16 protein-coding genes are annotated in these 17,485 nt (G+C 61.0%); 13 read left to right on the top strand and 3 right to left on the bottom strand.

Translation table 11 applies throughout. The annotated features are described in order from the left end of the window. Positions 1 to 57 precede the first annotated feature (57 nt). Together Cth01_RS06575 and Cth01_RS06570 are read left to right on the top strand one after the other, a co-directional pair. Positions 58 to 1,218: an ABC transporter substrate-binding protein gene (locus Cth01_RS06575; RefSeq protein ID WP_045838785.1), complete on the top strand. Its 1,161-nt coding sequence runs from the start codon at positions 58 to 60 to the stop codon at positions 1,216 to 1,218. Positions 1,219 to 1,302: 84 nt separating this feature from the next. Then, positions 1,303 to 2,514, top strand: coding sequence for a M20 aminoacylase family protein (locus tag Cth01_RS06570; RefSeq protein ID WP_034391262.1), 1,212 nt, complete (start codon positions 1,303 to 1,305; stop codon positions 2,512 to 2,514). On the opposite strand, the gene Cth01_RS06565 is transcribed toward Cth01_RS06570, so the two are convergent. Beyond that, positions 2,501 to 3,535, bottom strand: coding sequence for an AraC family transcriptional regulator (locus Cth01_RS06565; RefSeq protein ID WP_045838784.1), 1,035 nt, complete (start codon positions 3,533 to 3,535; stop codon positions 2,501 to 2,503). The two genes, Cth01_RS06570 and Cth01_RS06565, sit on opposite strands and share 14 nt — an antisense overlap. A gap of 157 nt (positions 3,536 to 3,692) precedes the next feature. Between Cth01_RS06565 and Cth01_RS06560 the strand changes: the two genes are divergently transcribed. The 6 genes from Cth01_RS06560 to Cth01_RS06535 all read left to right on the top strand — a co-directional run bounded on the left by Cth01_RS06560 (position 3,693) and on the right by Cth01_RS06535 (position 9,661). After that, positions 3,693 to 4,541, top strand: a complete 849-nt coding sequence (locus tag Cth01_RS06560) for a TauD/TfdA dioxygenase family protein (RefSeq protein WP_045838783.1) — start codon at positions 3,693 to 3,695, stop codon at positions 4,539 to 4,541. A gap of 118 nt (positions 4,542 to 4,659) precedes the next feature. After that, positions 4,660 to 5,718 (top strand): beta-keto acid cleavage family enzyme, encoded by a 1,059-nt coding sequence (locus Cth01_RS06555; RefSeq protein WP_045838782.1) that lies wholly within the window; start codon positions 4,660 to 4,662, stop codon positions 5,716 to 5,718. Positions 5,719 to 5,735: 17 nt separating this feature from the next. Further along, the gene (locus tag Cth01_RS06550; protein WP_034354850.1) at positions 5,736 to 6,704 is read left to right on the top strand and encodes a Bug family tripartite tricarboxylate transporter substrate binding protein; all 969 of its coding nucleotides are present in this window, start codon (positions 5,736 to 5,738) and stop codon (positions 6,702 to 6,704) included. Between the two features lie 98 nt (positions 6,705 to 6,802). Then, complete coding sequence (locus Cth01_RS06545; RefSeq protein ID WP_003068616.1) at positions 6,803 to 7,774, top strand: quinone oxidoreductase family protein; 972 nt, start codon at positions 6,803 to 6,805, stop codon at positions 7,772 to 7,774. 250 nt (positions 7,775 to 8,024) lie between these two features. Beyond that, positions 8,025 to 9,230, top strand: coding sequence for a porin (locus tag Cth01_RS06540; RefSeq protein ID WP_034391256.1), 1,206 nt, complete (start codon positions 8,025 to 8,027; stop codon positions 9,228 to 9,230). A 176-nt stretch (positions 9,231 to 9,406) separates the two neighbouring features. Beyond that, complete coding sequence (locus tag Cth01_RS06535; protein ID WP_003050754.1) at positions 9,407 to 9,661, top strand: acyl-CoA-binding protein; 255 nt, start codon at positions 9,407 to 9,409, stop codon at positions 9,659 to 9,661. Between the two features lie 187 nt (positions 9,662 to 9,848). Here Cth01_RS06535 and Cth01_RS06530 read toward each other — a convergent pair whose 3' ends face one another. Next, positions 9,849 to 10,847 (bottom strand): isopenicillin N synthase family dioxygenase, encoded by a 999-nt coding sequence (locus Cth01_RS06530; protein ID WP_045838781.1) that lies wholly within the window; start codon positions 10,845 to 10,847, stop codon positions 9,849 to 9,851. A gap of 474 nt (positions 10,848 to 11,321) precedes the next feature. Between Cth01_RS06530 and Cth01_RS06525 the strand changes: the two genes are divergently transcribed. The 5 genes from Cth01_RS06525 to Cth01_RS06505 are packed head-to-tail and all read left to right on the top strand — an operon-like array spanning position 11,322 to position 15,619. Next, entirely contained in the window at positions 11,322 to 12,338 is a 1,017-nt protein-coding gene (locus Cth01_RS06525) for an ABC transporter substrate-binding protein (RefSeq protein ID WP_034404432.1), read from the top strand. Positions 12,339 to 12,351: 13 nt separating this feature from the next. Further along, the gene (locus Cth01_RS06520; protein WP_034354837.1) at positions 12,352 to 12,852 is read left to right on the top strand and encodes a nucleoside deaminase; all 501 of its coding nucleotides are present in this window, start codon (positions 12,352 to 12,354) and stop codon (positions 12,850 to 12,852) included. A 53-nt stretch (positions 12,853 to 12,905) separates the two neighbouring features. Next, positions 12,906 to 13,934, top strand: coding sequence for an ABC transporter substrate-binding protein (locus Cth01_RS06515; RefSeq protein ID WP_034354834.1), 1,029 nt, complete (start codon positions 12,906 to 12,908; stop codon positions 13,932 to 13,934). 57 nt (positions 13,935 to 13,991) lie between these two features. Then, a complete protein-coding gene (locus Cth01_RS06510; RefSeq protein ID WP_045838780.1) occupies positions 13,992 to 14,840 on the top strand; it encodes an ABC transporter ATP-binding protein in 849 nt (282 codons plus the stop codon). Between the two features lie 8 nt (positions 14,841 to 14,848). Then, a complete protein-coding gene (locus Cth01_RS06505) occupies positions 14,849 to 15,619 on the top strand; it encodes an ABC transporter permease (protein WP_045838779.1) in 771 nt (256 codons plus the stop codon). A 99-nt stretch (positions 15,620 to 15,718) separates the two neighbouring features. Here the strand turns inward: Cth01_RS06505 and Cth01_RS06500 are convergent, their stop codons facing one another. Then, entirely contained in the window at positions 15,719 to 17,404 is a 1,686-nt protein-coding gene (locus Cth01_RS06500) for a phosphoethanolamine transferase (protein ID WP_233425117.1), read from the bottom strand. Positions 17,405 to 17,485 lie beyond the last annotated feature (81 nt).

The raw sequence follows: 17,485 nt of genomic DNA, 5'->3' as shown, positions 1-17,485 counted from the left end.
CAGAAACGGGCCGATCCAGCCCGTAGCAATGAGTAGCCCGTAGAGAGATCAAGAGCAATGCAGTACAAGCGAGTGGAGTGGAATCGTCGTCAATTCATGACTGCTGGCGCAGCTGTGGCAGCCGGGAGCTGGATCGGCGCAAGTCATGCCCAGGATTCGAGCGGGCCCATTGTGCTTGGGCAGTCCTGTGCGCTGAGCGGTCCTTCAGCGCAGCTGGGTATGCAGTTTGTGCAGGGCGCCAAGCTGTATTTCGATCAGCTCAATGCCCAGGGCGGCATCGGCCGCTGCCAGGTGGAGCTGCGCACGCTGGACGATGGCTATGAGCCAGAGCGCTGCGTGGCCAATACCCAAAAATTCATTGCCGATGATGTGATGGCCTTGTTTGGCTATCTGGGCACGCCCACCAGCATGGCGTCACTGCCTTTGCTGCAGAAGGCCAAGCTGCCGCTGATTGCTCCACTGACGGGGGGCGCCGGCCTGCGCGATCCCAAGCTGGCCCAGACGGTCTTCAATCTGCGCGCCTCCTATGCCGATGAAACCGCGCTCATGGTCAGACAGCTGGTTTCTTTGGGCCTCAAGAAGATCGCGGTGTTTCATCAGAACGACGCCTATGGTCAGTCAGGTCTCGAGGGGGTGATGCAGGCGCTGCAAGGCCATGGCCTCAAACCCGTGGGGGCCGCGACGGTGGAGCGCAACTCCCAGGATGTGGCCAAGGCCGTCAAGACTCTGGTGCCGCTGGGTGCCGATGTCATCGTGCAGGTCGGCACCTATGCGGCCAGCGCTGCCTTTGTGCGAGCGGCACGCCAGGCAGGCTATGGCGGTCAGTTCTACAACGTGTCGTTCGTGGGAACTTCTGCACTGGCGCAGGCCCTTGGCAAGGAGGCCGAGGGCGTGGTGGTCACCCAGGTCGTGCCCTCGCCCTTCAAGACCTCGCATCCACTGGCGCGTGAGTTTCAGGCCGCGCTGCAGAAAGGAGGCGCTTCGCTGCAGCCCGATTACTCCAGCATGGAAGGCTATCTGGCTGCCCGTGTCGTGAGCGAAGCGCTGAAATCTGCCTCTGCCGCAGGTCGCCTGCAGCGCGATGGCCTGGTGGCGGCACTGGAGGCGATGAATGGCCAGCAGGTTGCGGGCTTTCCCATCGCTTTCCGTGCGCAGGCGGGCAAGCCGCGTTTTGTGGAGCTGTCCATGCTCACGGGCGACGGAAAGGTCCGGGTGTGAGGCTTTGAGGCGCGCAGGGCGCAAGCTCTCCCGCTTTGGGTCATCATGGCATCTTTGCCATTGATGACCCCAAGGAGAGAGCGCATGGCCCTGCTGCCCGAACTTCAAGCAAGCGCCCCTGACATTGCCGCGCTGCGTCGCGATATCCACGCCCACCCCGAGCTGTGTTTCGAGGAAATACGGACCTCGGATCTGGTCGCGGCGAAGCTGGAGCAATGGGGCATAGCAATCCATCGTGGTCTGGGAAAGACCGGTGTGGTGGGCATCATCCACGGTCGTGACGGCGGCAGTAGCGGCCGAGCCATCGGCCTGCGCGCCGATATGGATGCCCTGCCCATGCAGGAGTTCAACACCTTTGACCATGCCAGCCGCCATGCGGGCAAGATGCATGCCTGCGGTCACGACGGCCACACGGCCATGTTGCTGGCGGCGGCGCAATATCTGGCCGCACATCGCGACAGCTTCGAGGGCACGGTCTACACCATCTTCCAGCCTGCCGAGGAAGGCGGTGGCGGTGCCCGCGAGATGGTCAACGACGGACTGTTCGAGCAGTTCCCCATGCAGGCTGTGTTTGGCATGCACAACTGGCCGGGCATGAAGGCCGGCACCATGGCCGTGGGTGCGGGGCCCGCCATGGCATCCAGCAACGAATTCAGGATCGTGGTGCGCGGCAAGGGCGGCCACGCGGCCATGCCGCATATGGTGGTGGACCCGGTACCCGTGGCGGCACAGCTCATCATGGCTTTCCAGACCATCGTCAGCCGTAACGTCAAGCCCATTGAGGCGGGCGTGGTGTCGGTCACCATGGTTCATGCCGGCGAGGCTACCAACGTCGTGCCGGACAGCGTGGAGCTGCAGGGCACGGTGCGTACCTTCACGCTGGAGGTGCTGGACCTCATCGAGCAGCGCATGCAGCAGATCAGCGAGGCCGTCTGTGCGGCGCATGGCACGCAATGCACGTTCGAGTTCGTGCGCAACTACCCGCCCACCATCAACACCGCCCCCGAGGCCGAGTTTGCCCAGGCCGTGATGCGCGAGATTCTGGGCGATGCCGGTGTGGTGCCGCAAGAGCCATCCATGGGGGCCGAGGACTTCGCCTTCATGCTGCTGGAAAAGCCCGGTGCCTACTGCTTTATCGCCAACGGCGATGGTGATCATCGCGCCCTCGGGCATGGCGGTGGCCCCTGTACCTTGCACAACCCCAGCTACGACTTCAACGATGCGCTGATTCCGCTGGGTGCGACCTTCTGGGTCAAGCTGGCCCAGCGCTGGCTGGACCAGCCTACGCGCGGCTGAAGGCTGGCGCCCGCCGTTGCGCGTTGGGTGGACGATTTCTTTCACGCCAGACCTCAGGCGGGCAGCCAAAGAGCGTGCTGAACCAGCGTGTGAAGGCACTGTGGCTGTTGTAGCCCAGCATGGAGGCGATCTGGCCTACAGGGTAGTCAGGGTTGCGCACATAGCGCTGGGCAAGATCCGCGCGAACTCCCTGCAGCAGGTCGGTAAAGCTCAGGCCTTCACCGTCAAGCTCGCGCTGCAGGGTCCGTACGCTGCGCCCCAGGCCTTGGGCCACGCAGATGCAGGTGGCATTGCCCGAGGGCAGCATGAGATAGATGGCCTTGCGCACCTGCTGGCCGATGGAGGCCTGACGGCCCTGCTGCGTGGTGTCCACCATGGTCTTGGCATAGCGCACCAGAACCGGGTCGGCCAAGGGGTTGGGAGCATCCAGGTCCTCGGTGCGAAACACAATGCCGTTGAAGTCCGCATCAAACTCCACGCGGCAACGAAACATCTGCTTGTGCAGGCCGGTGTCGCCGGGCGCGGGGTGGCTGAAGCAGACCCGCAGCGGGCGCCATTGCTCATGCAGCAGCAGGTTGCAGGTGCGAAACAGCACGCCGATTGCCAGCTCCATGGATTGCGGCAATGCATCCGGCAGGGTGAGCTCTTCGCGCAGCACCACGACGCCATTGGCGTCGTCCATATGAATCACCAGCGACTCATTGAGCATGTGCACATGCTCGATCAGCGTGCTCAGCACCTTGCGCAATGTGGGCTGGTGCAGCAACAAAAGGCTGACGACACCGAAGTTTGAAACCTGCCGCGATTGCGCCATGCGCAGCCCGAAGTTTTCGCAACCCGTGATGCTTGCAGCTTCTTCCAGCAGGCGCCCGGCCGTCAGCGCATCGATCAGCTGATCCTGCTCGCGCACCACGGCTGGGCGCAGGCCGGCACGACGCAATGCCGCATCAGGGTCTCCTCCCAGTTCGCTGAATAGTTCCGAGAAATTCGTCAGAGATGCCGCGCGCACAAAAGTGACCATGACTGCTCCACGCAAAAAGTCGGAGAAATTCTGGCATGAGATGCATAGCGTGCGGCATGAAATGCACAACCTATGTGACACAGGTTTTCTACAGTGGACTTACCGGGCGGCAGAGACTAGCAACAAGCCTGGGTTCAAAAAAGTGTAGGAGACAGTGATGCAGATAAACCCTCTGACCTGTGCCATAGGCGCGGAGTTGGTCGATGTGCAACTGGTGGATGCGCTGCGCGATGATGGGCTTTTCGCAGAGATCAAGACGGCCTTGCTCAAGCACAAGGTGCTGTTCTTGCGCCGCCAGAGTATCAGTCGCGCCGAGCATGTCGGTTTTGCCCGGCGTTTTGGCGAGCTGGAGGACCACCCGGTGGTCGGCAGCGACCCCGAGCATCCCGGGCTGGTGCAGATCTACAAGACGCCGGACAAGCCGCTGGACCGGTATGAAAACTCCTGGCATTGCGATGCCACCTGGCGCGAGGTGCCGCCCATGGGCTGCGTGCTGCGCTGCGTCGAATGTCCGCCGGTCGGCGGCGACACCATGTGGGCCAATATGGCGCTGGCTTACGAGATGCTTCCATCGCATATCAAGGACGTGATAGCCCCGCTGCGGGCACGCCACAGCATCGAGTGCACCTTTGGCGCCGCCATGCCTGCGCAGAAGCGTCTGGCTCTCAAGGCGCAGTTTCCGGATGCGGAGCACCCGGTGGTTCGTACACATCCGGAAACCGGTGAAAAAGTGCTGTTTGTCAGCGGCTTCACCACTCATTTCACGAACTTCCACACGCCCACCAATGTGCGTGTGGGTCAGGACTTCACCCAGGGCTCATCCAGTCTGCTGCAGTTCTTGATCAGCCAGGCCGCGATCCCCGAGTACCAGGTCCGCTGGCGCTGGGAGCCCGACAGCATCGCCATCTGGGACAACCGCGCGACACAGCATTACGCGGTGATGGACTACCCGCCCAGCCATCGAAAGATGGAGCGCGCCGGAATCATTGGCACACCGACTTTTTGAGCATCGAAAGACGCCCGTGGCAAGGCGCAGAACCTGACCGAGCGGTGCGATGCAAGCACAGTTGTACGCAAGGCTCTGAGCGCGGGCATGGCATTCATATAACAACGGAGACACCATCATGAATTTCCTCGACGGTCACCTGGTTGCCGAAAATCAGCAGCCTCTCATCATCACTGCAGCTCCTTATGCACCTTCGTGGCTGCCGGAGGACTTCCCTGGCGAAATTCCCGTCACGATGGAGGAGCAGATTCAAAAAGCCGTGGACTGCTACAACGCCGGCGCCCAGGTGCTGCACTTGCATGTGCGTGAACTCGACGGTCGCGGCAGCAAGCGGCTTTCCAAGTTCAACGAGCTGATTGCCGGCGTGCGTGCCCGCGTCCCGGACATGATCATCCAGGTGGGCGGGTCGATCAGCTTTGCACCCGAAACCGATGGCGCGGCCGCCAAATGGCTGTCTGACGATACCCGCCACATGTTGGCCGAGCTGGATCCCAAGCCCGATCAGGTGACGGTGACCATCAATACCTCGCAGATGAACATTCTGGAGCAGTTCGATGTGCGGGATATCGAGGGCACTTCGATGGAGGACCCAGCGGTGTTCAATGCTTACAAGGAAATGACCGTGCCAGCACAGCCGGGCTGGGCCGAAGAACATATACGTCGCCTGAGTGCGGCCGGCATTCAGAGTGCCTTCCAGTGCTACAACATCAACAGCTTCGAGTCGGTGGAGCGGCTGATGCGTCGCGGCATCTACAAAGGTCCGCTGGTGCTGAACTGGGTGGCCATCGGCGGCGGCATGGACCAGCCCAGCGTCTACAGCCTGGCCAATTTTGTGCGCGCCGTGCCCGACGGTGCGGTGCTCACGGTAGAAGCCTCGGTGCTGAACGTGCTGCCCATCAATCTCATGGGCATTGCCATGGGCCTGCATGTGCGCTGCGGCACCGAAGACAATCTGTGGAATCAGACCCGAACCCGAAAAATGGGCACGGTGGAGCAGATAGAGCAGTTGGTGCGCATTGCCAAGGAATGCAGCCGCCCCATCGCCACTCCTGCCCAGGCGCGCGAGATCTGCCAGATCGGCGTGTTCTACGACACGGTGGAGGAGAGCCTGGCAAGGAACGGCTTTGCTCCGAATCGCAACGGTGCTCAGCAGGGTTTTCTGCGCAAAGTCGCCTGAGTCCAAAGGAGCGCACGATGCAACGCATTCCAGTCTTGCTGTCCATTGCTCTGGCTGCAGCTTTGCCAACTGGCAGCGCCTTCGCTTTCACCGACAAGCCCGTCAAGCTCATTGTTCCTGCCCCGCCCGGCGGCACGATCGATGTGTTTGCTCGCATCATCAGCGATCAGTTGGCGCATGAGCTCAAACAGCCTGTGATTGTGGAAAACCGCCCAGGTGCCGGCGGTGCCATGGCGGTGAAATACATGCTGTCCCAGCCCTCAGACGGCAATACCCTGCTGGTGACGGTGACCAATATCCTGACCGAGGTTCCGCATGTGCTCAAGGGGGGCTTTGATGCCATGAAGGATGTCAGACCCGTCTCGCAGATGGCCCGCTCCGTCATGGTCTTCATTGCTTCGCCTCAGTTCCCTGCCAAGGATGCCAAGGAGGCTATTGCCTATATCAAGGCCCATCCGGGTCAGCTGTCCTTTGCCTCCTACAGCCAGGGGACGGCATCGCAGTACGCAGGGGCGATCTTGAATCAGAAGGCGGGGCTGGACATGCAGCATGTGCCGTTTCCAGGCTCGGCACCGGCACTGGCACAAATCATGGGCAATCAGATTCCGCTGATGTTCGACGGCTCCGTGACCACCAAGCCGCTGGTTCCCAGCGGCAAGGTCAAGCTGTTGGCCGTTGCTTACAAGAGCCGCTTGTCCGATTTTCCCAATGTACCGACGATGGCCGAGGTCGGTTATCCGGAGCTTGATTTCAGCAACTGGGCCGGTGTGTTTGCTTCGGCAAAGACGCCGCAGCCGTTGCTGGAGAAGATCAATGCCACGCTGCAAAAGGTCAACGCCAGCCAGGCGGTGCAGGCACGTTATGCGGCCACAGGCTTTGAGCCGATTCGCCAGGAGCGCACTCTGGAGCAGTTGTCTACCGATCTGCAGGCTGAATACCAGCGCAATGGCGAGATCGTCAGGAATTTCGGCATCAAGCTGAACTGAATCGGCTCGTCAATCGGCCCGGGCATGTCTGCGACTGAGGATGCCCGGACTTTTGCTTTGCAGCGCTTGCTGCACCTCAATAGATACAGGAGCATTTCATGACTCAGGCCATTCGCTTTTACGAGACTGGCGGTCCAGAAGTCCTGCGACTGGAAAACGTTGCCGTGGGAGACCCCGGCCCAGGCCAGGCGCGCGTGCGGCATAGCTATATCGCGCTCAACTTCATCGATGTGTACTTCCGCTCCGGGCGTTATCCGTTGGCCTTGCCCAACGGGCTGGGCTCGGATGCCGTCGGAGTGGTCGAGGCCGTCGGAACGGGTGTGACGGATATCCGGGTGGGTGACCGCGTTGGCTATCTGATCGGTCCGCAAGGCGCTTATGCACAGGCGCGTGTGATGCCTGCAGAAGTGCTGATTCCGTTGCCCGACGGAATTTCAGACCGTACGGCAGCCACACTCATGATGAAAGGCATGACGGCCCAGTATCTGTTCCGTCAGGTCTATCCGCTGCAGGGCGGTGAAACCATTCTCTATCACGCAGCTGCCGGAGGCGTAGGCCTGATTGCCTGTCAGTGGGCCCGCGCCATGGGGGTCAACATGATTGGTACGGTCAGCACGGATGAGAAGGCCGAACTGGCCAGGGCGAACGGATGCGCGCACACCATTGTGACTTCGCGTGAAAACATCGTCGAGCGAGTGAAGGAAATCACGGCAGGCAAGGGCGTTCCCGTGGTTTACGACTCGGTAGGCAAGGACACACTGATGGACTCGCTCGATTGCCTGCAGCCACGTGGCTCGCTGGTCAGCAACGGAACCTCTTCCGGCTCCGTGGTGGTGGACTCATCGCTGCTGGCCGCCAAAGGCTCGATCTGGATGACCCGGCCGGCCATGATGCATTACATCCAGCCCCGCTCACATATGCTGGAGATGGCTGCAGAGCTGTTCGAGCACGTGCTGGCGGGGCGCATCGTGAGCGAGCCGCAGCAGGAGTTTGCCTTGGCCGAGGCAGCACAAGCCCATCGCGCATTGGAAGCGCGCAAGACTGTGGGGGCCACGGTACTCGTGCCATGAACTGCTGGGTGCAAATGTTGGGCGGGTAAAGCTATTGCGAAAATCCGTGCCGGTGCCTTTTCCAAGGCGCCGGCTTTTTTCTGTCTGACATTGGCCATGCGGCAGGGCGACATTCCTAGGGATTTCACCTTGGGAACATGGCACCAAATAAGCAATGAATGGCATCAACTGCACAAGAGCTGCAGCCTTCCTTTTCTAGAGTGATTTCGCGGATCAATACCGCGAATTCATAACGAAAAGGAGACATGAAATGCCACGTATTTCACGCTATATCTGGAGTCTATTTGCATTGTCCGCCAGCAGCCTGGCCAGCGCTCAGTCATCCGTGACGCTGTTCGGTGTCATGGATGCGGGCGTCAGCCGCTACATGGTGCGCAGCAATTCCTGGGATGGCTCCGGCCGCACGGCCAGCCAAGGTATCTGGGCGCTGTCACCCTCGGGTAATCTGGCCAGCCGTCTGGGTGTTCGTGCCGTTGAAGATCTGGGGGCCGGAATGTCTGCCAGCATGTGGCTGGAAGCGCCTGTGACCAACGACACGGGTGGCGGTGCGCTGAACTTTGGGCGACGCTCCACCGTCAGCCTGGCGGGCAATTGGGGCGAGCTGCGCCTTGGGCGTGATCACACGCCGTCGTTTCTGAATGACTGGGCCTTTGATCCCTATTCCGTCAACGGCGTGGGCGTCAATTTGCTGGCGGTGGTCAGCAGCAACCTGGCCATCAACCGTGCGCTGAGTACGCAGACCAGCGGCACGCTGCCCGAGCGCTTGCTAGGAAACGGTTTGTCGGCAGGCACGGACAATTATCTGCGCGCCAACAACTCCATCGGCTACCACCTGCCTACAGGGCTGGGCGGAATTTATGGTCAGCTGATGTATGCTTTCCCGGAAAATGATGCCAGGCGCGGCCGCTATGCCGGTGGGCGCATTGGCTGGGCCAGCGGCCCCACCGATATTGCGCTGGGCTATGGCGAAAGCATGCTGGGCACTTTCAACGGCCGCAAGGAAACCATCAAGTCCCTGAACCTGGGAGGTTCGTACAACTTCGGTCCGGTCCGTGTGTTGGGCGAGTGGTCGCAGGTGCGCAATGCGCGCAGCGATGTGCGGGCCACAGACCGCTATGACGGGTTTCTGGCTGGTGTGCAAATCCCTGTCGGACTGCATCAGCTCAGGGCGTCGGTGGCCAGGGTGCAATTCAAAAATGGGCAGGGAACCGGCGACGCATCGGTGAACAAGCTGGCCTTGGGTTATGTGCATAACCTCTCCAAACGCACGGCGCTCTACACCACGGTGTCACGTATCAGCGTGAGCAATGGACACAACAATCCTGCGGTGATGGGTGTGACGCCGCTGGCCGTCAGCAGCCCGGTCATCATGCCGCAACCGGCCTACAGCAACAGCCCCGGCATGCAGCCACGCAGCGCATTGGGCTTTGATGCGGGTTTGCGCATGATGTTCTGAAGACAGTCCGCTGCTGCTGCGAGGCGAATCACGAAGAGGCGGATTTGAGGGAGTGCGTGTCGCAAAGGGCTGCTTGCCGGCGTTGCAGTACTTTGTGAAATAAAAAGAACGGTCGTTCTAATTTTCCGGATTTTTGGCTACACTGGCCTCGACTATTAAAGCCCAGGAGACCTTTCATGTCCGATCTGAACGCCCGGTTTGAAGAGACCGTCAAGAATTCCACCTCGCTCGGCGAGCGTCCCGACAACGCCACCTTGCTCAAGATTTATGCCTTGTACAAGCAGGCGACCGAGGGTGACAACGAAGCCAAGAAGCCCAGCTTCACCGACATGGTGGCCCGCGCCAAGTGGGATGCCTGGGCCAAGCTGGAAGGCACGACGCCGGATGAGGCCAAGCAGCAGTACATCGATCTCATCGAGTCGCTGCGCTGATCCGCGCCACCCCTGATCGCCGACAAGGCCCCGGGATCCGGGGCTTTGTCGTTTCAATTCAGACCAGATCACCCTGCACCAAAGACGGAGGGCTGGAACCTGGCGCACCCCCAAGCCAGGGACACCGAGGAAGGGCCGCCCCGAGGGTGTCGTCCCCTTGGGGGAAGCGGCAGGGCTGCTCAGGGGGTCAGTACCTGTTCGAGAAATTGGCGCTGATGCGCTGACGCAAATATTCCGCCCCTGTGATGAGCGGATATTTTTTGGCCGGCCCTTCTATCACCGCATCCTCATTGGCCTGGCAGAAGAAGGCCAGGCTATAGCGGGCCCCCTGGTACTCATGGGGCAGAGGGTTGCGCACGCGGTGGAAGTTGCTGGGCAACTGGTCGTCGCTCCAGCGCATCAGCATGTCGCCGATATTGCAGGTGATGACGCCATCCACAGGCTGCACGGGTGTCCATTGCTGGGCATCGGCCTCCTTGCCGGGCAGCACCTGCAGACCGCCTTGACCGGCGCGCTGGAACAGCAATGTCAGGCAGTCGAAGTCCGTATGTGCGCCAGCCCGCCACAGACCGATTTCGTCCTTGAGTGCCGGGTCCACGGCAAAGTAATGCAGCATGCGCAGCGTGCTCTGGTAGCTGGGCACGACGGGGTCATGTGCGCGGGTGAAGAATTCATCGTCAAAGCCCAGCTTGTAGGCAAAGCAGGACAGCAGTTGCATGCCAACCTGCCAGCATTGATGCTCAAAGGCCAGAGTAGCTCGCTTGAAGCCGGGCAACTCCTGCTCGCTGGGCCACAAGCCTTGCATGCGCGGGCGTGTGACCTGATAGGACTCTTTCTGGTCGGGAGTGCGCGTGGAAGGGCGAATCTGTGCCTTGTGCTCCCAACCTGCATTGCGCGATAGCGGCCATTGAGCCTTGGTTTCGGGCGGCAAGGCGAATAGCTGCTCGGCTCTGCAGAACGCGGCGTCGATATCGGCCTGGGCAATGCCGTGGCCGGAAACCTGGAAGAAGCCGATTTCCACCGATGCGCTCCAGATCTGCTCGGCAATCTCCTGCTTGCGCTGCTCGAAGTCACTGATGTCTATGACGCGAACTTCGCGCGCCGAGGTTTCTGCACCTTGCCCGCCCATGCGGGCTTCCTTGTTCAGTTCGCCAAGGCTGTAAGAGTGGCTGGTCATGGTCTGCATAAGAATCTCTCTTGCGATGACTTCAGACACCGGCGTTGCCAGTGAGGCTTGGGGCTGCGGGCATCTGAAGTGTGGATACCAGGCACGGCCGGCTGCCGCACCCACTTCAAGAGCAATGACCCGCGAAGCTGCTGACCGAGGAAAGGTCAGAGCACCGTGCTGAACGCTTCTACTCTTGATTTGAGTGCAGCAAACAGCGTGCCAGCCATTTTCCAGGGCGCGGGCACTCTTGGTTTTGGTGCATGGCTTCAATCTGGTGCATTGCCGTGCATGAATCCATGCATCCATCTCTTTTGCATGCACTTTTTTGATACCTGGCAAGGCGCAACCCAAAGCAGGCACGCCAATTGCTAGAAGGTTGAACGAGTAGAAGCGTTCAGCCTGCATCCGCGTGCAGTGCCCGGAAATTGCTCAAGTCCTGTCAGCAGCGGCAGCTGCTGGCGTTCCTGTCGCCAGAGACCTGAGAGTTCCACCATGCTACGTCGCCATTTCCTTGCTGCCCTGCCTCTTTGCGGCGCACCCTGGGTTCATGCCCAGGGCAAGTCGCTGACTCCGCTGAAATTCACGCTGGATTTTCGCGTCAACGGCCAGACGGCGCCGTTCTTTCTGGCACAGCAAAACGGCTACTACCGCGATGAAGGGCTGGATGTGAGTCTGGACGTAGGGTCGGGCTCGGTGGCTTCGATTACTCGTATCGCCAGCGGTGCCTACCAGCTCGGACTGGGCGATGTCAGTTCGCTGATCGAGTTCAATGCGCAAAACGCTGGCACACCTCGCGTGCAGGCCGTCTACCAGTACTACAACCGCGCGCCTTTTGTGATCATCGGGCGCAAGGACAGAGGCATCACTTCGGATTTCGCAAGTCTCAAGGGCAAGAAGGTGGCTGCAGCGGCAGTGGAGTCCACGCGCCGTGCCTGGCCCATGGTGGCGCGGCGAAGGAATCTGCCCGCCGATCTGTTTGCCTGGTCGACGACGGAGTTCTCGGCACGCGACAACGTCATGGTGCGTGGCGATGTGGATGCCGCCACCTATTTTCATGATTCGGCGGTTTCGCTGTTTGCGCGCCTCAAGCCCGAGGAACTCTCCATACTGCGCTACAGCGATGCCGGCGTTCATCTGTATGGCAATGCGATCCTGGCGTCCAGCCAGCTGATCGCAGAGAAGCCGCAGGTCGTGGCCGCTTTCCTGCGCGCCACCAACCGTGCGATTGTGGAATGCCTTGCCAACCCCGCTGCAGGCATTGCCGCAGTGCGCCAGCGCGAGCCGATTCTCGATGAGAAGCTGGAGCTGGAGCGCTGGTCCATCACTGCACAGTATGTGGCCGCGGCAGATACGAAAAGCCATGGACTGGGCGACTTCAGCAAGCGTTTGCTGGAGCAGCAGCTGGACAGCGTGGTGCAGACCTTTGCGCTCAAGACCACGCCATCTGCCGATGCACTGTTCAACAGCAGCATGCTGCCCGCCAGGTCGGCGCGCATGCTCAAGGCCTGAGGAGGAAGCCACCATGCCCCTGCCTCAAGTCCAGACCTTGAATGACAGCGATGGTCGCTATCTGCGCCAGGCCATTGCGCTCGCGGATGTGGCGCGCGAGCGCGGCAACCGTCCGTTTGGCGCGCTGATCGTGGCTGCAGATGGGCGCGTGCTGGCCGAGGCCAGCAATGCCAACGGCGAGAGCGGCGATTGCACGGCCCATGCCGAGTTGTCCGCCATCCGCCTGGCCAGTCCTTTGCATTCACGCGATGAGCTGGCCGTTGCCACGCTGTACTCGTCTGCCGAGCCCTGCGTGATGTGCGCCGGCGCGATCTTCTGGTCCGCCATCGGCCGAGTGGTCTATGGCATCGATGCGGAGCGGCTGCGCGTGTTCCGTGGCGAGCGGCTCGATCAGAAGGATGCCGAGCTGTCCTGCCGCGATGTGTTTCAGGCCGCTTCGCACGCCATCGAATGTATCGGGCCGGCCTTGATCGAAGAGGCCAGCAGTTCGCACCAGGGTGCCTGGAAGGTCTGAGCGCCGACACGAACCCAACAGCAATTCATTGACATAGAGAGAGGGAAGCCACCATGCAAACCAAGCGCCTGTTCCTGCAATCCGTTCTGGCCCTGGGCAGCTTTGCCAGTGCCACGGCGGCCTTTGCCGCCACGCCCATCAAATTCCAGCTCGACTGGCGTTTCGAAGGACCTGCCGCGCTGTTTCTGCAGCCCGCCGCCAAGGGCTATTTTCAGGCAGCGGGCCTGAATGTGACGGTTGATGCCGGCAGCGGCTCGGGCGGCGCGATTCAGCGCGTGGCATCGGGCTCTTACGACATGGGCTTTGCCGATCTGGCCGCACTTATGGAGTTTCATGCCAACAACCCCGATGTCAAAGACAAGCCCGTGGCCGTGATGATGGTCTACAACAACACGCCAGCCTCGGTCATGGCGCTCAAGAAGAGCGCCATCGCCAAGCCGGCGGACCTGACGGGCAAGAAGCTGGGAGCGCCGGTCTTTGATGCCGGCCGGCGCGGCTTCCCGCTGTTTGCCAAGGCCAACAAGGTCGGAGATGTGCAATGGACCACCATGGATCCGCCGCTGCGCGAGACCATGCTGGTGCGCGGCGATGTCGATGCCATCACGGGCTTTACCTTTACTTCGCTGCTGAATCTGGAGGCGCGTGGCGTGAAGGCGGCCGATGTGGCGGTCATGCCGTTTGCCGACAACGGTGTCAAGCTCTATGGCAACGCCATCATCGCCAGTGCCAAGCTGGTGCGCGAGAACCCCGAAGCCGTGCGCGCCTTCCTCAAGGCCTTCAGCAAGGGCGCCAAGGAAGTCATGGCCAATCCCGGTAGTGCCATCGCCTATGTGAAGGAGCGCGACGGCATCGTCAACACTGCTCTGGAAATCCGCCGCCTGCAACTGGCGATCGACACGGTGATCAACACCGCCGATGCGCGCGGCGAGGGCTTTGGCCAGGTCAGCCCGACACGCATGGCGCTGATGGCTTCCCAGATCTCGGACGTCTATGCGACCAAGACGCGGGTGAATCCTGAGCTTGTCTGGAACGGCCGCTTCTTGCCGCCCGTCGCAGAACTCGACGTCTTTCCCAAAAAGTAATTGCTCATTGATTGATAGCTGTATGCGCTTGTGTGACAGGAGCTGCAGCCTGTTTTTATGAAATCATCAGATACAGAAGCTGCCCGGCCCTTCGTCGAATTCAAGGACGTCTGGCTGGCCTATAACGAAGAGCTGCTGCAGGCCAACCACTTTGCGGTGGAGGCCATCGACCTCACGGTGCAGCGCGGCGAGTTCATCGCCATCGTCGGTCCTTCGGGCTGCGGCAAGTCCACTTTCATGAAGCTCACCACGGGCCTGAAGATGCCCTCCATGGGCCGTATCACGGTCGATGGCCAGCGCGTGACAGGGCCGCTCAAGATCTCGGGCATGGCCTTCCAGTCCTCCTCGCTGCTGCCCTGGCGCACCACGCTGGACAATGTGCTGCTGCCGCTGGAGATCGTGGAGCCGCACCGTTCGCAGTTCAAGCAAAAGCGCAAGGAATACGAAGCACGTGCCATCGAGCTGCTGGGCAAGGTGGGCCTATCGGGTTATGAGCGCAAATTCCCCTGGCAGCTGTCCGGCGGCATGCAGCAGCGCGCCAGCATCTGCCGCGCCCTGATTCACGAGCCGCAGATGCTGCTGCTAGACGAGCCCTTTGGCGCGCTCGATGCCTTCACCCGCGAGGAGCTGTGGTGCATCTTGCGCGACCTGCAGGCCGAACAGAAGTTCAATGTGATTTTGGTCACGCATGATCTGCGCGAGAGCGTGTTCCTGGCCGATACCGTCTATGTGATGAGCAAAAGCCCGGGCCGCTTCGTGGTGCGCCGCGACATCGACCTGCCGCGCCCGCGTGATCTGGAGGTCACTTACACCCCCGAGTTCTCGGACATTGTCTACGAGCTGCGCGGCCATATCGGCGCCCTGCGCAAGAGCGGCACCGACATCGCTGCCGCCATTCCTCAATAAGGCGCATCATGAAACATCAAAAAACCGCCGAGCGCTGGGCTCCCTGGCTGCTGTTGCTGCTGATCGTCCTGCTCTGGCAGATCATCTGCTCGGGCTTAGGCGTCTCGGAATTCATCTTCCCCAGCCCCTGGGCCATAGGCCATCAGCTCTATGAGTTTGCGGGCACGATTGCCATGCATGCCTGGCACACCTACTGGGTGACGATGGCAGGCTTTGCCCTGGCGATCGTGGTGGGTGTGCTGCTGGGGTTTCTGATCGGCTCCTCGCGCCTGGCCTATGCGGCCTTCTACCCGCTGATGACGGCCTTCAACGCCTTGCCCAAGGCAGCGTTCGTGCCGATTCTGGTGGTCTGGTTCGGCATCGGCGCGGGCCCGGCCATTCTCACGGCCTTTCTGATCAGCTTCTTCCCCATCATGGTCAATATCGCCACGGGTCTGGCCACGCTGGAGCCTGAACTGGAGGATGTGTTGCGCGTGCTGGGGGCCAAGCGCTGGGACGTGCTGATCAAGGTCGGCCTGCCGCGTTCCCTGCCGTATTTCTACGGCTCGCTCAAGGTCGCGATCACGCTGGCCTTCGTCGGCACCACGGTCAGCGAGATGACGGCTGCCAACGAGGGTATCGGCTATCTGCTGGTCTCCGCCGGATCTTCCATGCAGATGGGTCTGGCCTTTGCGGGGCTGATCGTGGTGGGGGCCATGGCCATGGTTATGTATGAGCTGTTCAACCTGCTGGAAAAGCACACCACGGGCTGGGCGCGTCGCGGCTCCCAGGGCGAGTGATGCATTGTTTCTGAGCGCTGTCAACGTAGCACCTGAAAACGAGAAAGGCCAGCCGGATCGTTGATCCGGCTGGCCTTTTTTGTGCTTCGCAGTCAATGCCTAGCTGGCCGTGCGGCAGCTGGCAAATGCATCCAGAGGCTGCTTGTAGGTTGGAGAAGTGACATCCATCAATCCCATCACCGTATGGAACAGGTTGTCATGCGAGAGCGGCTGATCCAGCGTCTTGCTCAGACAGGCCTGATTCAGGCCGGTGCGAGCACCCAGCGTTCCCAGCCAGGCAATCATGGGCACATGTTTTTGATCATCGGGCGCCATGGCGTAAGGCATGCCGTGCAGATAGACACCGAGCTCGCCCAGCGATTCGCCATGGTCGGACATGTAGAACATGCCGGTTTCAAACTGGTTTTGCTGGGCCTTGAGCCAGTCTATGGTCTGGGCCAGGAAGTGGTCGGTATAGCGAATGGAGTTGTCGTAGACATTGACCACGCTTTGCTGAGAACAGCTGGACAGCTCATTGGTCGCGCACTCGGGCTTGAAAGCCTTGAGGTCTGCAGTGGAGCGTTTGAAGTAATCGGGGCCGTGACTGCCCATCTGGTGCATGACCAGTACCAGGCCCTTGGCGCGGCGTGCGGGATCCAGCTTGGCGATGCGCTCGTCCAGGCCGCTGAGCAGCAGAGCGTCCAGGCATTCGCCATCCTGGGCGCACAGGGCCTTGCCGGTCGGCGTATTCACGCTGTCGGCGGTATCGGCCATGGGGATACGCTTGCACACGCCTTTGCAGCCTGCCTGGTTGTCCACCCAAAGTACGGCCAGGCCGGCGGCCTGCAGAACGTCGAGCAGGTTGTCATGCTCGACCTTGGAGGCGTAAAAGCCTTCGCGGCCCAGGTTGGAGAACATGCAGGGCACCGATTCGCGGGTGCTGGTGCCGCAGGAGTGGGCATTGCGCCAGCTCAGCACATCGCGCTTGGCCAGCTCGGGGTTGGTATCGCGCTCATAGCCGTTGAGGCTGAAGTTCTTTGAGCGTGCCGTCTCGCCCACCACCAGCACCAGCAGCGGCGGTTTCCGGGCTGCGGCATAGCTGGCACCCAGAGCTGCACCACCCGTGATGCTGTCAAAGGGCCTGGGCTTGTTGAGTAGAGGATCCAGGGCCACCGAGGCGGAGGACAACACGGGGTTGATCGGGTTGATCATGTAGCGCAGCCAAAGATTGTTGCGCACCACGGGGGCCAGATCGCGGTAGGAAACGGCCAGCGATGCGGCTATCAGGGCAATGCCGCCCAGTAGCAGCCAGGCGGTGCGCAGCATATTGCGCCAGGCGCTGTTCGCGCGTTTGAGCGGCGTTTTCCAAAGCCAGATGGCGGGCAGTATGGCGATGATCAACACCTCGGCCAGCAGCTTGATGTTGAACAAGTCCGAGCTTTCGCGTGCATCGGTCTGCAGGATGTTGTGAATCATGCCCTTGTCCATCACGGTGCCGTAGCTGACCATGAAGTACTGGGAGCTGGCCGCCACCAGCAGCAGTGCAACCCAGAACGGCTTGGTAAAGCGCGGCCAGGCAAACAAAGAGGTCAGCAGAAGGCTGGCGCCCAGCACCAGCGGCATAACCCGCAGGGCCAGCAGAGCCAGACTGCCGTGATAGCCATCCAGGGAAGGCAGGCGCAGCCACAGGGCCCAGTTGGCTGTCAGCGTCAGCCAGATGGCCAGGGCCAGAGCGATGAACTGAGGCGTGCGAGGTTGAAAAAGCCCCTTGAAAAATGGGGCAGAAGCGGAGTCTTGGGTAGCCACGGCAGACGGCAAAAAATAGGTATCGGAGAAGTCTGGCGGGACTTTCTTAAAAACCGCTGAAGCCTCCTATGTGGCGAATCC

It is taken from the genome of Comamonas thiooxydans (genome assembly GCF_000964545.1).
Classification (GTDB): domain Bacteria; phylum Pseudomonadota; class Gammaproteobacteria; order Burkholderiales; family Burkholderiaceae_C; genus Comamonas; species Comamonas thiooxydans.
Note: the sequence above shows the minus strand (reverse complement) of the source record. Positions and strands in the feature narration are given on the sequence as shown.